Consider the following 16,325-nt stretch of genomic DNA (forward strand, 5'->3'; position numbering starts at 1 on the left):
GGTTAAGCTATCTAGCGAGCCGACTATCTTATCATAATGATTGGGATTGTCAAGCTTTTTTATAATTTGTTTCAGTAGGTTATTCAGGTTATTTATATGTAATTACATATAAGCTTTCCTGCTTTGCCTTAATGAGGTGCGTATTATAGACGCTTTATTTATGAAGTCAAGAGGTTATTTTATTTAGTTTGAAAGTCTTGTCTAACTACCTAAGTAGTCGCTTTGAATCTTTAGACTAATCGCTAGCTCTTCTAAGTGGTAAACCACTTATCCAAACTGCCTTCCCTTTCGACTGGGTGGCATTATACGTGGTTTGAAGTGTGGGTCAAGGGGGTTTGGAGATTTAAATTAATATATATCCTAACCCCTTGATTACTTACGATTTAACGCTTCCACTTCAACTTTGCTCTTACATTTTACTTTTTAACGTAGTAAAAATACCTGATAGCGCATAAATGATACCAATGGCTAGAATACCTACAGGTATGTCATATAGCACGATGCTCATGACCAATACACCGATAATCAAGACTACAAACGGTACTTTCTTCTTGTCGAACTCTTTAAAGCTATAGTATTTAACGTTACTAACCATGAGCAAGCCGCAAATAACTACCCAAGCCGCGAATAAGAACATCACTAGTGTGTCGTATTCGCCTATCCACTGATTGTGATCGATGGCTACCATAACAGCCGCAGTGACCAGAATTGCAGCCAGTGGACTGGCTAAACCAACAAAGTATTTTTTGTCAACGATACCAACCTGCACGTTAAAGCGCGCCAAGCGAAATGCACCACAAGCCGTAAACACAAAAGCACAGGCCAGACCGACGCGACCCAGAGGTTGCAGCGCAAAACTATAAATCAAAATAGCTGGAGCCACACCAAATGCCAACATGTCAGCTAACGAGTCGTACTGCTCACCAAAGGGGCTTTGCGCATTAAGCATACGCGCAACCCGCCCATCTGCACCATCTAGGATGGCAGATAAGAAAATGGCTAGCGAGGCTTTATAAAACTCGCCTTGGGTACTGGCCAAAATCGAATAAAAACCGGATAGCAACGACAAGGTGGTAATCAGATTGGGCGCTAGATATACGCCGCGACTGACCACGCGCTTGCCTTCGGCAACTTCTGCTTCAATCACCTCAAAAGTCAGACCATCATAATTATCATTGTCCGCTAAGCGAATGTTAAATTCATGCTCATCAACAAAAGGCGGCGACGTTGCCGCATTGTCCTGTAACAGTGGCTCTTTTACCAAACCATCATTCAGATGCTCGCTATTTGATTGACCTTTAGGTGGTTGCTCAGTAGTCATCTTAATACCCTCATTCACCGACATTGCTATTCATTGACACCGCTATCTACTGACGTCACTATTCGCCGACTAGCCAGCGAACGTTGGTGGCACTATCAGGCGTTAGGTCTGGCGCATCAGCCACTTTTAGTACTGGCTGTAAGAAACGTAGAATTTCACGAGCATGGTTATCGAACTGCCACGGCGGATTAATAACCAGCATTCCCGTGCCATTAAGACCCACGGCGATATCATTTGGATAGATATTCAGCTCACAAACCAACTGACGTCTCATTTCAGTACGTTTTAACTTCTTATAGAACAGCTCTACCGCCTCGATATTTTTAATCGGAAACCACAACGCATAAGTACCCTGTGGCCACTTATTATAAGAGTGCACCAATAGATCAATCAGACGGGTAAAGTCTTTGTGTTCTTGCTCGTAGGGAGGGTCTAAGAATATCAGACCGCGACGTTCTTGTGGTGGAATAACCGCACGAATACCTTCAAAGGCGTCACGATGATGAATACCGATTGGCAATTTATGCAGCTGATAGTTCAGAGCATCGTACTCACTGGCTTTGGCTTCAAAAGCTTCACCGCGTACGCCCGCATCAGGGTTCTTTTCGACATGATGGGCGATCCACCACGGTGAGCCAGGATAGACTTTTTTGTCGTAAGTGAAACGGGCTTGCTTGATCCCTTCCATATACTCTTTGACAGCAGGTGGCGCTTTTGCGACATCGGCGTTTACTAACGCTTGGATGCCACCTTTAGCTTCCCCTGTTTTGCGAGCCTCTTCACTGGCAAGTGAATACAGGCCACGACCGCCATAAGCATCAAGCACATAAAAAGGTTTGTTTTTTTGCCCCAGTTGATTGAGCAATTGTACCAATAAAATGTGTTTAACCACATCAGCAAAGTTACCAGCGTGGTAGGCGTGTTTATAGTTCATAAGTTCAAAAGTTTAAATAAGAAAAATTGCATCTATGGTAGCATAGGCAGAGTAAAAGATAACGATGGTTTTGGTAAAAAGGCGTTGATTGACGCTGTATTGCAAGCGAATTGACTGTTTACTGATAACGGCGAGACGAAATGACAAAGATTATTAGCAATCTTGAGGTGACACAGTTGGTGGTCGATAATCCTATTGGTCAGGATAATCCGCCCATGCTTTTTTTGCCGACTCTGGACAATGGCGCGAAGCCACCAAGTCAGCACATCCTAAACATGTCGGACTTTGACGTCAATTGGTCAGACAAGCTAACAGATGCGCAGCTTGATAAGTTTGTAGATGACGGTTGGATAGTTATTGATGATATCTTTAAGGATAAAGCACTATTAGCATTGCAGGCAGAAAGTGGCTTTATCGACTACCGTGATGCCGAGCTGACGGCTGGTATTCGTGTGAGCAATATTCGTGGTGACCGCATTCGCTGGATCACCGAAAATTTCTTTGCAGGCTATTATTATTTGCAAAGTATCAATGCGCTTGCCGCCTTATTCAATCGCAGTTTGTTCGCCGGTATTCGCCATAGTGAAGCACATTACGCCTGTTATCCTGTAGGCTTTGGCTATCAATGGCATAGTGACAATCCGACTGGTCGTGATGAGCGCGTTATTTCAGCAGTATTTTATCTTAATGATGATTGGAGCGATAGTGATGGCGGCGCTCTAGAAGTCGTTGATAAACATGGCATTCATCATAATGTCATGCCAGTTGCCAATAGATTAATCATATTTGACAGTGACTTACAACACCAAGTACAAATCGCCCATCGTCAACGCTACTCTATCGCGACGTGGATGCGCCGAGATGGTTTGGTGCCGTTTGTTGAGGGCTAGAAAAAGTATTATTGACCACTTACTCCTAACTTATCAAAAACGGTTGTAGTTGTAAGCTAAATTTTTAATCCAATCTACGCGCATAAAAATATACGATTTGAAGTAAATTAATAATTTAACTAAAAATAAAAGGTTTATCCATGTCTGACGCCAATAAACAAACCCTTACCCATCAACAAGCGACCCTAGACTTAAGTATCGCCCTACTTGAGCGTCCATCCGTCACACCCGATGACGATGGCTGCCAAGATATACTATCGTCTCGACTAAAACAGGCCGGATTTGACTGTGAGTTTATGTATTTCGGTGATAGAAAGCAAAGCGGTGAGCATGCCGAGGTCAAAAACCTTTGGGCACGCCGTGGCACAGCCGATCCAGTCATTTGCTTTGCTGGTCATACCGATGTCGTACCAACCGGCGATATAAATAATTGGACCTATCCACCATTTACGCCAACCATTGCTGAGGGCTATCTATGGGCGCGCGGTGCCGCTGACATGAAAACGGGCATTGCCGCTTTTACTATCGCCGCTGAACGCTTCGTTGCCAATCATCCTGAGCACAATGGCTCTATCGCCTTTTTAATTACTTCAGATGAAGAAGGCCCGTCCATCAATGGTACAGTCAAAGTCATTGAAGCCTTAGAAGCGCGTCAAGAAAAAATTACTTATTGCCTCGTTGGCGAGCCATCAAGCACTGATACGCTAGGCGATATTATCAAAAATGGTCGCCGTGGCTCATTGGGTGCAGTACTCACCGTCACTGGTAAGCAAGGCCATGTCGCCTATCCGCATCTGGCGTCCAATCCTATCCACGCCGCCATGTCAGCCTTAGCAGATTTGACAAACGCCACTTGGGATAACGGTAATGATTACTTCCCTGCGACTTCCTTGCAAATCTCGAACATCAATAGTGGTACAGGCGCCACCAACGTCATTCCAGAAACGCTTGATGCTGTTTTTAACTTTCGCTTTTCAACAGAAACTACCGAAGATGAGCTAAAAGCAAAGACCCATGCGATATTTGATAAATATTTTAAAGACAGCAAAGCCAGTTATGATATTCATTGGAAATTATCTGGTCAGCCGTTTTTAACGCCAGAAGGTAAATTGGTCTCAGCGTGTCAACAAGCGATTAAAGCCGTCACTGACGTTGACGCTACTCTATCAACCTCTGGTGGCACTTCTGACGGACGCTTTATCGCTCCGACTGGTGCGCAAGTGGTTGAGCTTGGCGTGCGTAATGCCACGATTCATCAGGTCGATGAAAAGGTAGAAGTAGATGACTTGGGTAAATTGGCGCAGATTTATGAGGGAATTTTGGAGAATTTGTTGTTAGGTGATGATTAATCTACAGGAAAGTGGTTATGAAAATTAATAAATCTCATTTACTTTTGGCACTCGTAAGTTTTGGTTTATTAGTCAGTGGTTGTGACAATATCGAAAAAATACAGCCTGAAATATATGCAGAAAAGGTAGGTTCTAAAAAACTAACTGACCCAGATAACAGTAATGATCTCGATAAAGTGCCAACGCCGCAGAGCGAAGTCAACTTTTCAGCTAATTCTGCAGCTAAAACACAATGGTCTACATTCAATAGTGATGAACAAGTTAATGAGATAAAACGTATTGTCGTTAGTTACGGCGGTGAGTTACAAGGCTTAGGTTATAGTGATGCTAAAATCCTAGAAACTGCTGATATTTATGTCTCAAATGCTGATATATCAGACGCTAAACGCTTACAGTTGACTAAAACATTATCAAAGTTGGTAGGAGCACCTATCGTAATAAACATTTTAGACAGTAGGGTCATCGATGCGATGGGAAGCTTGGAAACTTTAGAGCTATCAGCAATTAACCAAGCTCAGGTAGCAGATTTTTCGATTTATAATGACGAACATGTTAACGAAGTTGCACGCATTGTAGAAATGCATGGCGCTAAATTGCAATCTGTCGGTTACTCAGGTGATTCAGAGCTTAGCCTCTCAATTAGCTACTATCCCAAAAAACTGACTAAGTCTGATTTTGAAAATTTAGAAAGAGAGTTAAAGCAGCTAACGGGTGTTAATGTCACCGTGTTTAAAAAGAGTGTGAGTATTAAGCCGCTTTGATGATTACATTTTTATGCTAATTGGTGGGTTACGATTGAGCTAACCCACCCTACATCACATACAATATTGCGTGATAGAGTTGCGACTCTACTCAATACCAATATAGAGATCTACCTGCCCATACTCTAAATTACCGCCAATATAATGCTCAAAATCGACCTTATAAGTGCGTGTATGCTCACAGCTTGGATTATTAAAGTATTCCCAAGCCTTTTCCCATGCATTCATCACAGTGTTAGGCATATTGCCTTTTTCTGAAAATACCAAGTATTTTCCGGCAGGAATACTCACTGTGACCACATCGCTCGCATTAGTCGTATCGTCACTGTCGGCTTTCCAACTCGCCACAACATCAAAAGCGCCCACTAAATCATCGCTCTCGTAGTTATGAAAGACGCCATAAATATCTTCACCTTCAGAAAGGCTTTTCATATGGTTCTGATAAAACTTTTGCCATAATCGACCCAATTTGGCCGTGTCATGGCTGATTTCAGCATTATTAGTGGTACGAGCACTGATGCCTTTGCAAACTATCGCGTCGGACAGCTCTTTAACTTGTGAAGTCATGATATCGCCTATGCTGTGTATTTATTCGATTTTTATTTGAGATAAAGTTAAAACTCTACTATCTAAAGCCATACTTAAATCACTTGCTTAACTTTGCAGCGTTCGTCTAATCCGCTTCATCAATCCAATTCATCTGAATGGCTTCTAAGATGCCTTCATTGGATTTTTGTGGATCATCATCAAAGCCTTCAAGCTCGGTCACCCAGCGATGCAAATCAGTAAAACGTATGTACTGTGGATCAGTCTCTGGGAATTTTTCGTAAAGCTCGATAGCGATATCTAAGCTGTCGGTCCATTTTAGTTTTTGCGGGATCATAGTGGCTCCTTAACTTTTATAATTTTAATAAAAAATGTGATCGAATTAACGGTTGATTTAATAGCCCCTATCCTATCAAAATTCGTCCTATGATTATAGGCAAGTTCGTTAAGCACTCTCTGTTACTTTCGACGACTCAGCAGATTTGGTAGACTTAATCGCCACTTGGTGCTTATTCCACGTCGTAATCACCTCGGTCATCCGCTCCCCTGTCATATCCAATACCTCAGGCGCACATTTCCCTTTTTTATTGGTCAATACAAACTTAGTCATACCAACGCCCATCAACTGGTTTTTTACAAAGAAACGCGTTTCAAAATAGATATATTTTTTATCCCAACCGACCAGCACGCTATTGACTGTCAACTTACTAAGAAACTTAATCTCTTTAAGATAGACCATCTCTTGCATGGCGATGACCCAAGCTAAATTTTTAATACCTTTTTGATGACAGCATGCCATTAGCCAACGGGTAACGTTCAGCTCAATAAAAGACAAGTAGCGATAATTGGGTAGATGATCCCGAAAGCCCATGTCATGTGGCAATACTCGATAATGCCGAATCGTCGGTGCAGTCAAGGATTCAATACTCAGCCGCTCACTCACTGATTGCTGCTTGAGTTGCTGTTTTAGCAAACTGACCATAATAAAAAAGCGTATCAACATATTCATAAATAACCCTCTTAACTTTTATTTTGTACAAACTTATTTTGTATAAATGTACTTGGTATAAACAATGATTGAGTATAAATGCTGCCTACCTTAACGCAAAAAAAGCCACCTCAGTGACTTTTTTATTTGAAATCTTATATTTGAAAGCTCGTATTCAAAAACCGATTCTAGCGATTAATGAGCACCATTGATACTACGTACCATCTCTTCTACCATTTTCTTGGCATCACCAAAGATCATCATAGTTTTGTCCATGTAGAACAAGCTGTTATCAAGCCCTGCATAACCCGTGCTCATCGAACGTTTGATAACCATCACTGTTTGAGCTTTGGTCACTTCCAAGATGGGCATACCAAAGATTGGCGACGTTGGATCCTCTTTTGCAGAAGGGTTGACCACGTCATTGGCACCGATGACCAAGACCACATCCGTACTGGCGAAGTCTGAGTTGATCTCATCCATCTCAAGGATGTCATCGTACGGCACATCCGCTTCAGCCAATAGCACGTTCATGTGCCCTGGCATACGACCAGCGACCGGATGAATCGCAAAGCGAACATTGACACCTTCTTCTTTTAATAGCTCATATAGCTCTTTTACCGCATTCTGTGCACGGCCTTGCGCCATACCATAACCCGGTACGATCACCACGTTGCTGGCATTGGCCATCAAGAAGCCAGCATCTTCTGCTGAACCAGCTTTATAATTCTTTGGTGCACCATCATCGCCACCTGCTGCCACAGCTGCCGTACCCATTCCACCGAACAATACGTTAAGTAATGAGCGGTTCATGGCTTTACACATGATATAAGACAAGATTGCACCTGACGAACCAACGAGCGAACCGGCGATAATGAGCATCGAGTTGCCAAGGGTAAAACCAATACCGGCCGCCGCCCAACCAGAGAACGAGTTCAGTAAAGACACAACGACTGGCATGTCGCCGCCGCCGATTGGGGCAATCCACATCCAACCGAATACCACCGCCAGTACTGCCATCGCGTAGAAAGCAGGCAATGAATCAGTCATAAAGTAGACGATACCAAAGCCAATCATCGCAATGAACAAGATAGCTTGCACGGGTTTGACCCAGCCGCCGACCAATGTTTTGGCCCAACTCTTCGCTGCCAATTTACCAAAGGCGAAGACAGACGCTGAGAAAGTAATCGCACCAATAAAGCAACCGATGAACAATTCTAAACGGGCAACCGTACCATGTTGTTGTTCAGTATGAAGTACCGTTGCTAGAGCAATGGCAACAGCTGCCAAACCAACGAATGAATGCATTAAAGCAACCGTTTCTGGCATCTGAGTCATTGCGACCGTTTTTGCCTTCCACATACCGACGATAGCACCTAACACCATGGCACCAACAATCAACCAAAGCACAGGGCCTTCCGCTAAGAAGAATGTCGTTGCAACGGCAATCGCCATGGCCACCATACCAAAACGGTTACCACGAATGGCGGTTTTTGGGCTAGATAGACCACGTAAGGTCAAGACAAAAAGAATGGCACCGATTAGATAAAACCAGTCAGCATTGGCTGCAATCATACTTGTTAAATCACTCATGCGTCGCCTCCGCTTTCAGTCGTTACCACTGGGGCTTTTTTTGCTTTGGGTTTAAACATTGCAAGCATACGCTCAGTCACGGCAAAACCACCAAATATGTTAATGCTGGCTAAAAATACGGCAAACGCACCTAGCAAACTGGTTGGGGTAAACATAGCGCCGTCAATATTGACAGTCTGTAGCATCGCACCAACGATGACAATACTAGATAAAGCATTGGTCACTGCCATTAATGGCGTGTGCAATGCAGGCGTGACACCCCAAACGACGTAATATCCTACAAAAATAGCGAGCACAAATACGGTAAAAATCGCTACAAATGGTGTGCTACTCATGGCCGCACCGGCTGGCGCTGCAGCTAAAACAGTGGCAATCATCTAATCCTCCTAAAAATTTATTCGTGTCTGGCAAATGTATGGTGACAAATAGTGAAGTGACAGGCGGTTAAAACCTAGCGCTTAGCGAGGCGTACCTGACTCTCATGCGTCACTGCCAGTGCGCCCTGAATCTCATCTTCCATATCTAAGTTCAGTGCCAGTTTAGTTGCTGGAGCGTCATCTGTAGCGGCAGGAGCAATTAAGGTTGTGATAAAGTTAACAAGGTTATTGGCATATAAATCTGAAGACTGTGCTGCCAGTTGCGATGGGATGTTGGCCGCCCCAACAATACGCACGCCATTGGCCGTGGTGATGGTTTCATCAGGCACACTGCCTTCGACGTTGCCGCCCGTGCCAGCTGCCATATCGATCAGCACTGAACCGGCTTTCATTTTGGCAAGCGTGGCTCCGTGCACCAAGCGTGGTGCGTTACGACCAGGAATTTGCGCAGTCGTGATGACAATATCAGCATTGCTTAATGCTTTGTCAACCACTGCTGCTTGGTCTTTGACATATTGCTCCGATGGTGTCCAAGCATAACCACCTGTGGACTTAGCTGTCTCAGCTTCTTCTGCACTCATCGGCACATCAAGCCACTTACCACCTAATGACTCTACTTGCTCACGAGCAGTCGGACGTAAATCACTGGCTTCAACGACGGCGCCTAAACGCTTCGCCGTTGCAATGGCTTGCAAACCTGCAACACCGACACCTAAAATGACGACTTTGGCAGGTTTAACCGTACCGGCTGAGGTCATAAACATCGGGAACGGACGCGAATATTCGTTGGCAGCTAGTAGTACTGCTTTATAACCAGCAAGGTTGGCTTGTGAAGACAATACATCCATATTTTGTGCGCGCGACAAGGTGCGTGGTAATAGCTCCATGGCGAAGGTAGTAACGCCTTTAGCCGCATAAGTATCTAGCTGGCTATTACGATAGGGGTCGAGCATACCAACGACGATCTGACCCGTTGTTAGGCTCTCTGTCACCGCAGCAGGCAAGTCATTCACCGTGGTAATAATCTGAGACTGGGTGACTACCTCGGCGCTGCTATTGGCAATATCGGCACCAGCAGCCTGATACAACTCATCAGCATAATATGCTGCTTGACCTGCACCTGACTGTATGACGACTTCAAACCCAAGCTTACGCAATTTTTTGACCGCGTCTGGGGTTAGCGCTACGCGACTCTCGCTCGCGATATCTGCACTGATTACACCGATTTTCATACCGTCTCCTTACTTACGTCTTAATGACTACCTTTAATACCCTCAACGCACATTTAAAAAGCACAGGGGACAAAAAAACCTTTGGTCACTATTGGTTTAACATTAACCACCAAAGATTATCAATTTAATAAATGATAGCGAATTTGCCATCATGCCTTTTTATTATAGAGATAACGTCCGCTAACTTTCATTGCCTAATGATGACCCACAAGTAAAATAAAAAGTTAGGCATTTACACCATCTGCATAACTTTTATTGTTATATTAAAAAATTTTACTTTTTAAAGAACTCGTTAGACCTTATGATATATAGGCTGAGGGAACTAACTGCGACCTATAGAATAATTGCGAGCTGCCAGTATAGCTTAAAAAACACAAAACTGTGCCGAGTAAGTCAAGTTAAACCTGTGTATATCGTATAATGAGAAAGCTTGACACCTTAATAGGTTGGTCATCATAGATTGATCATGGATTCACTATAATAAGGAATAACTATGTATTTTGTACTCTCCCCTGCCAAATCTCTCAATGAGAAAGACGCGGTGCCAGTCAACTTAGGTAACTACTATAGTCAGCCTGAGCTGATTGAGCACTCACAGGCGCTAATGAAAACATTAAAATCGAAAGAGCCGATTGATTTGCAAGAGCTGATGAGCATCTCCGACGATTTGGCCCAGCTAAATGCTGAGCGCAACCAACAATGGAGTTGGAGCAAAGACAAGCCCTTTACCGATGACGCGTCTGGTAATACCGCTAAACCGGCTGGTTATTTATTTGATGGCGATGTCTATACGGGCCTTGATATGTATCATATGGATAAAAATACCGCCATTTATGTCAATGAACATCTAGGTGTTTTGTCGGGGCTTTATGGGATATTGAAACCTCTCGATTTGATTCAACCATATCGCTTAGAGATGGGCACTAAACTAAAAAACGAGCGCGGTGATAATTTATATGAGTTTTGGGGCGAGGAAGTTACTGATACCATCAATGCGCGTATGGCTGATAGCGATGACAAAGTATTGATTAATTTGGCTTCCAATGAGTATTTTAAAGCGGTGAAAAAAAAGGCGCTAAATGCTGAAATTATCACACCACGATTTGAAGACGAGAAAAATGGTCACTATAAAGTGATTAGCTTTTATGCCAAAAAAGCGCGTGGCCTTATGGTAAAGTATGCGGCAGATAACAAACTGACCAATGCTGAGCAGCTTAAGCAATTTGATTTGGCGGGTTATTATTATTGTGCAGATGTGTCGGATGATAAGACGTGGGTGTTTAGACGGGATGAGGCGGCTCAATAGTTTTTAAAAGCCCTCCAATTTGCATAAAAAAACCCCGATAAGCCAAAGCCTATCGGGGTTTTATTTGAACTAGGTTAAATAGACTTTATGACAAAGTCATACTTCTGGCGAAAAGCGCTTTGTCGCAGATGACGCACGAAAATAGTACCTATTGTAAATTAAGCGCGTCTAACAAAGAGAAATCGCTTTGTAGCAGAAGTAGAGTTACATCATGCCGCCCATTCCACCCATACCGCCCATTCCACCAGCGCCCATGCCAGCCATACCATCATCACCTTGAGCAAGTTCAGTAATCATGACTTCAGTCGTAAGCATAAGACCGGCAACAGATGCCGCGTTTTCTAGTGCTGAACGAGCAACTTTAGCTGGGTCAAGAATACCCATGTCTAGCATATCACCGTATTCGCCAGAAGCTGCGTTGTAACCGTAGTTACCGCTACCGCTCTTCACTTCGTTCACAACCACTGACGCTTCTTCGCCTGAGTTGGTCACGATTTGACGTAATGGGGCTTCCATTGCGCGGCGTAAGATATTGATACCCGCGTTTTGATCGTCGTTATCACCACGTAGCTCAGACAATGCATTCATTGCACGAACTAGGGCAACACCGCCGCCAGGAACAACGCCTTCTTCGACCGCTGCACGAGTCGCATGTAGCGCATCATCAACGCGATCTTTCTTCTCTTTCATTTCAGTTTCAGTCGCAGCGCCCACTTTGATAACGGCAACGCCGCCAGCAAGTTTTGCCATACGCTCTTGTAGCTTTTCTTTGTCGTAGTCAGACGTTGATTCTTCTACTTGACGTTTGATAGACTCAACACGGTTTTCGATGTCAGCTTTGTTACCAGCGCCATCAACGATAACGGTGTTTTCTTTACCGACAGTGACTTTCTTAGCCGTGCCCAATTGCTCTAGAGTAGCAGTCTCAAGGCTCAGACCAATCTCTTCAGAGATAACCGTACCGCCAGTTAGCGTGGCGATATCTTCTAGCATAGCTTTACGACGATCGCCAAAACCTGGTGCTTTAACCGCACAAGTTTTTAAGCCGCCACGCATGTTGTTCACAACCAATGTTGCCAATGCTTCATTTTCTACGTCTTCAGCAATGATTAGCAATGGCTTGCTTTGCTGCATGACTTGCTCAAGTAATGGCACGATCTCACGGATATTGCTGATTTTTTTATCAACAAGCAAGATGTATGGGTTTTCAAACTCAGCGGTTAAGCTGTCTTGCTTATTCGCAAAGTACGGGCTGATATAGCCACGGTCGAACTGCATACCTTCCACAACTTCTAAGGTATCTTCAAAGCTTGAACCTTCTTCAACAGTGATGACGCCTTGCTTACCGACTTTTTCCATCGCTTGAGCAATCAATTCACCAATTTTAGTGTCTGAGTTGGCAGAGATAGAGCCCACTTGAGCAATTGCTTTTGAATCGTCAGCTGGGGTTGATAGCAAATGGATTTGCTCAACAGCAGCGCGAACCGCTTTATCGATACCGCGCTTAAGATCCATTGGGTTCATGCCGGCAGCAACAGACTTCATGCCTTCTTGCAAGATTGACTGAGCCAATACGGTCGCAGTCGTTGTACCATCACCAGCGACATCGTTGGTGCGGCTAGCGACTTCACGGACTAATTGAGCGCCCATGTTTTCAAATTTGTTTTCAAGCTCGATTTCTTTGGCAACCGATACACCATCTTTAGTGATGGTAGGTGCGCCGAAAGATTTATCGATCACCACATTACGACCTTTAGGGCCTAAGGTAACTTTTACTGCGTTTGCTAGAACGTTTACGCCGTCCATCATTTGTTTACGGGCATCAATGCCGAATTTTACGTCTTTTGCCATGTTAAATTACTCCACTATTATAAGTATAGAAATACAATTGAATGAGTCGATACAGTATTGTTAAGAACAATTGTCTTAAATGCGCTGAGTATAAACATACTCAAAAAGGACTAGCCTTCTAGCACACCCAATACATCAGATTCTTTCATAATAAGTAGTTCTTCGCCGTCAACTTTCACGGTTTGACCAGCATATTGACCGAACAAGACTTTGTCGCCAGCTTTTACATCTAACGCGCGAGTTTCACCGTTGTCACGAATCTGACCGTTGCCAGTGGCTAGCACTTCACCTTGTGAAGGCTTTTCTTGAGCAGAACCAGGTAACAAGATACCACCGGCCGTTTTGGTTTCTTCTTCTATGCGGCGGACAACAATACGATCATGTAAAGGACGAATATTCATCAATATGTCTCCAATAAGTTGGTTGTTTGAATTAAAAGTTTATTTGGTTTGAGTGTCTCAATACTTATATCTTCAAACGCTATTTTTTTAAACAGCATAATAAGGATAAGTGTTGAGCTTGTTTCAAAAAGTGGGGGCAAGGTGAGTTCGGTTCAAGTGTAAACGCCAAAAATTTACAAGAATTTTTGAGTTAGTAGCGCATTTATCTACGAATAACCAAGAATCGCTCAAAGCGCCCTAAAATAAAGACCTCAATATAAAAACGATAACCCGTCATAGAAGCTTTAACGAGTTGCCATAATAAGCAAAGTCAGAGCCGTTTTTGCCTATTCTAAAGCGCTTTATAGTAAGGTGCTCACAGTAAGTTACTCTTAGTAATAAGATCAACTGTCAGTAACATCGGCTACAAGAGCCACACGTCTGACTCTGCGGTGACCCTTGAAAATGTAACAGAGTATGACCATTATAGTGCTTAATAACATAATAATAGTTATAAACCATCCTACAGATAGAAATTAAGGAATATCCATGAGTTTTTTATCAATCAATCAAAAACCATCAATCGTTAACGCTAATAATACAACGCGCAGTAAATCTAAATTCTTAACCGCCTTAACCACGGGCGCTAGTATTGCTGCCATCGGAGCTTTGAGTATGACTGCCCCTACCCTTGCCAGCGCAAAAACCATTCAACCATCAAGCGCCAATTATAGCTTTACAGTAGAAGACAAATACAAAGGCACGGCTACTCGCACGCTTAATAAATCAGGCAATACGTGGAAATATAATGTCAGTGCACGGGTAGCCGGTGTCGCAAGCGCCGCACAAAATAGTACCTTTACCATCAATGGTAATAATGTCATTCCAACTCAAGCCAGTACCACTTATAAACTTTTAGGAATTGGGCGTACGCATAAATTAGACTTTAACCCAAGCAGTAAAAAAGTCGTCAGTAACTATAAAGGCAAATCAACAACCCTAAATATGGCGCAGCAAGCTTTTGATGATTTAAGCCTTGAGGTGCAAATTCGCCAAGACTTATTAAACGGTAAGTTCTCGGGCAATTACTATATGGCAAAGAAAGATAAAATTGAGAAAACACCCTTTAAAAAATCTGGCAATACCAAAATCACCGTGCCAGCCGGTACCTTTGATACCGTGCGTGTCGATCGCATCCATGATGACAACAGCCGCTCTACCAGTTTTTGGCTCGCACCAAGCTTAGATTATCTACCAGTAAAAGTAAGCCAAATCAACGATGGTAAAAAGATGGATTTAGAGTTGACCAAAGCTAACTAATTACTTATTTCACAATAAATAATTAACACAAAAAAAGCGGCGCTCTGCATGGGGCACCGCTTTTTTATGGGATTAAATGGATGTCTCAAATTGATAAAGAACGACTAGCGAGAACGAGGCTGCTTAACCACGTTATTCATCGAAGGCAGACGTTTGAGTAGTAAAAACAACCAAGTATTAATCAAGAACAACAGCACGAAATCAAGCAAATAAACCATAATTTCAATCATACTGCTGCCATAGACGCGGGTGAATAACACGACTCCACTCGCCCCTAAATATACTAGGGTCAGCATACTGCCAATCAATAACATATAGGGCGAGCGACCACGTAATATCACTGGTGTCAGGATAAAGGCAGGAATCAACCACAGCGCTTGCCAAGCGATACCACCAATGATATCGGGGCTAGTCGGATTAAAAACACTGATCATAATCGGCAAGGCCAGCAACCGATATGCCACCCAAACCAACCACGTTAGCAGCAAGCGTTGGCGCATCGGTGCAATAGACTTGCCAGTGTCAGCAGTATTCTCTACTGGGGCATTGGCCTTGTTCTTAGAGCGGTTAGTAGCCATTAGAAGGTTTTTCCTTATCAGCAATATATCAATGCAGCTTAGCGACCAAAGTTAGCCTGTGATAAAGCCGTCGCTGTGATAGCCAGTCTACGACCTTGCGCAATTGCCAATTCACGCTCATCAGCAGATACCGGTTGATCATGCAACGCGCCGCTGACATGACTCACGCCATAAGGCGTACCACCGCGATTGGTACGATTGAGGGCGGGCTCTGCATACGGTATACCTACGATCATCATGCCATGATGCATCAACGGTAACATCATGGTCAGCAGTGTCGTCTCTTGGCCGCCATGCATCGAGCCGGTCGCCGTAAATACCGACGCTGGCTTGTTTTGTAGATTGCCTGCCAGCCAAAGGGTGACCGTATTGTCCCAAAAGTATTTCATGGGCGCGGCCATATTGCCAAAGTGCGTCGGGCTACCAAGCGCCAGACCGCTACAGTCCTTTAGATCATCCATGGTGCAATACAGATCACCATCATCTGGTATCGCAGGCTTGCTTGCCGTGGTTTCGGGGGCAACGGTAGGCACAGTGCGGATACGCGCGCTTATGCCAGCATCTTCAATTCCTTGGGCAATCGCATATGCTAATGTCTTAGTCGTACCATAACTAGAATAATAGAGTACCAAAACATAAGGGGCGGTCTGACTCATTAGCAAAACTTCCTCATAAAATCATCGACGTTATTGTCTTCAATTATTATCTTTAATAGCATTGGCAGTGTACCAGCGTTTTAATATGCCAGCAGGTTGTTCATTTTTACACAGCCATTGCGATGCATTTTGCAGAATTTATCAGCAAAATGTATGTGCACATTATGCCCGAGTCATTGACTGACATGCAAACAAACCCTGCTTGACATTATAGCGAGCCAAACACGGTAACGGTTGCTGCTG

At 43.7% G+C, this 16,325-nt stretch carries 17 protein-coding genes; 5 read left to right on the top strand and 12 right to left on the bottom strand.

The genetic code is table 11. The annotated features are described in order from the left end of the window. Positions 1-409: 409 nt before the first annotated feature. Complete coding sequence (gene pssA / locus AAEY79_RS07485) at positions 410-1,321, bottom strand: CDP-diacylglycerol--serine O-phosphatidyltransferase (RefSeq protein ID WP_025652240.1); 912 nt, start codon at positions 1,319-1,321, stop codon at positions 410-412. A gap of 58 nt (positions 1,322-1,379) precedes the next feature. Further along, on the bottom strand, positions 1,380-2,255 hold the full coding sequence (locus tag AAEY79_RS07490) for a 23S rRNA (adenine(2030)-N(6))-methyltransferase RlmJ (protein ID WP_025652239.1): 876 nt from the start codon (positions 2,253-2,255) through the stop codon (positions 1,380-1,382). A 140-nt stretch (positions 2,256-2,395) separates the two neighbouring features. Here AAEY79_RS07490 and AAEY79_RS07495 point away from each other — a divergent pair, with 140 nt between their 5' ends. The 3 genes from AAEY79_RS07495 (at position 2,396) to AAEY79_RS07505 (ending at position 5,255) form a co-directional block, all read left to right on the top strand. Then, positions 2,396-3,145, top strand: a complete 750-nt coding sequence (locus AAEY79_RS07495; RefSeq protein WP_201582272.1) for a 2OG-Fe(II) oxygenase — start codon at positions 2,396-2,398, stop codon at positions 3,143-3,145. 140 nt (positions 3,146-3,285) lie between these two features. After that, on the top strand, positions 3,286-4,494 hold the full coding sequence (gene dapE, locus AAEY79_RS07500; protein ID WP_201582273.1) for a succinyl-diaminopimelate desuccinylase: 1,209 nt from the start codon (positions 3,286-3,288) through the stop codon (positions 4,492-4,494). Between the two features lie 17 nt (positions 4,495-4,511). Then, entirely contained in the window at positions 4,512-5,255 is a 744-nt protein-coding gene (locus AAEY79_RS07505) for a hypothetical protein (protein ID WP_201607064.1), read from the top strand. Positions 5,256-5,342: 87 nt separating this feature from the next. Here AAEY79_RS07505 and AAEY79_RS07510 read toward each other — a convergent pair whose 3' ends face one another. From AAEY79_RS07510 to AAEY79_RS07535, 6 genes are all read right to left on the bottom strand, one after another. Then, positions 5,343-5,822 carry a GyrI-like domain-containing protein gene (locus AAEY79_RS07510; RefSeq protein WP_025652235.1) on the bottom strand — a complete coding sequence of 160 codons (480 nt, stop codon included), beginning with the start codon at positions 5,820-5,822 and terminating at the stop codon, positions 5,343-5,345. 106 nt (positions 5,823-5,928) lie between these two features. After that, on the bottom strand, positions 5,929-6,138 hold the full coding sequence (gene iscX / locus AAEY79_RS07515) for a Fe-S cluster assembly protein IscX (RefSeq protein WP_010196865.1): 210 nt from the start codon (positions 6,136-6,138) through the stop codon (positions 5,929-5,931). Between the two features lie 108 nt (positions 6,139-6,246). Beyond that, the gene (locus AAEY79_RS07520; RefSeq protein WP_201567431.1) at positions 6,247-6,810 is read right to left on the bottom strand and encodes an acyl-CoA thioesterase; all 564 of its coding nucleotides are present in this window, start codon (positions 6,808-6,810) and stop codon (positions 6,247-6,249) included. Between the two features lie 174 nt (positions 6,811-6,984). Then, positions 6,985-8,382, bottom strand: coding sequence for an NAD(P)(+) transhydrogenase (Re/Si-specific) subunit beta (locus AAEY79_RS07525; RefSeq protein ID WP_101212071.1), 1,398 nt, complete (start codon positions 8,380-8,382; stop codon positions 6,985-6,987). Next, the gene (locus tag AAEY79_RS07530) at positions 8,379-8,759 is read right to left on the bottom strand and encodes a proton-translocating transhydrogenase family protein (protein ID WP_025652231.1); all 381 of its coding nucleotides are present in this window, start codon (positions 8,757-8,759) and stop codon (positions 8,379-8,381) included. The genes AAEY79_RS07525 and AAEY79_RS07530 overlap by 4 nt, the downstream gene beginning before the upstream one ends. Before the next feature lie 74 nt (positions 8,760-8,833). After that, a complete protein-coding gene (locus AAEY79_RS07535; RefSeq protein ID WP_101212072.1) occupies positions 8,834-9,991 on the bottom strand; it encodes an NAD(P) transhydrogenase subunit alpha in 1,158 nt (385 codons plus the stop codon). Positions 9,992-10,484: 493 nt separating this feature from the next. Here AAEY79_RS07535 and yaaA point away from each other — a divergent pair, with 493 nt between their 5' ends. Then, positions 10,485-11,297: a peroxide stress protein YaaA gene (gene yaaA / locus AAEY79_RS07540; RefSeq protein ID WP_201567429.1), complete on the top strand. Its 813-nt coding sequence runs from the start codon at positions 10,485-10,487 to the stop codon at positions 11,295-11,297. 204 nt (positions 11,298-11,501) lie between these two features. Here yaaA and groL read toward each other — a convergent pair whose 3' ends face one another. Then, positions 11,502-13,148 carry a chaperonin GroEL gene (gene groL, locus AAEY79_RS07545; RefSeq protein WP_025652228.1) on the bottom strand — a complete coding sequence of 549 codons (1,647 nt, stop codon included), beginning with the start codon at positions 13,146-13,148 and terminating at the stop codon, positions 11,502-11,504. Positions 13,149-13,258: 110 nt separating this feature from the next. Then, positions 13,259-13,552, bottom strand: a complete 294-nt coding sequence (locus AAEY79_RS07550; protein ID WP_025652227.1) for a co-chaperone GroES — start codon at positions 13,550-13,552, stop codon at positions 13,259-13,261. Between the two features lie 525 nt (positions 13,553-14,077). Here AAEY79_RS07550 and AAEY79_RS07555 point away from each other — a divergent pair. Beyond that, positions 14,078-14,848: a DUF3108 domain-containing protein gene (locus AAEY79_RS07555; protein WP_025652226.1), complete on the top strand. Its 771-nt coding sequence runs from the start codon at positions 14,078-14,080 to the stop codon at positions 14,846-14,848. Between the two features lie 104 nt (positions 14,849-14,952). Here AAEY79_RS07555 and AAEY79_RS07560 read toward each other — a convergent pair whose 3' ends face one another. Further along, positions 14,953-15,426, bottom strand: coding sequence for a hypothetical protein (locus AAEY79_RS07560; protein WP_025652225.1), 474 nt, complete (start codon positions 15,424-15,426; stop codon positions 14,953-14,955). Positions 15,427-15,464: 38 nt separating this feature from the next. Continuing rightward, positions 15,465-16,082, bottom strand: a complete 618-nt coding sequence (gene wrbA, locus AAEY79_RS07565; RefSeq protein ID WP_025652224.1) for an NAD(P)H:quinone oxidoreductase — start codon at positions 16,080-16,082, stop codon at positions 15,465-15,467. Between the last annotated feature and the right edge of the window lie 243 nt (positions 16,083-16,325).

It is taken from the genome of Psychrobacter sp. GW64-MNA-CIBAN-0177, from assembly GCF_040309585.1.
Lineage (GTDB): Bacteria > Pseudomonadota > Gammaproteobacteria > Pseudomonadales > Moraxellaceae > Psychrobacter > Psychrobacter okhotskensis.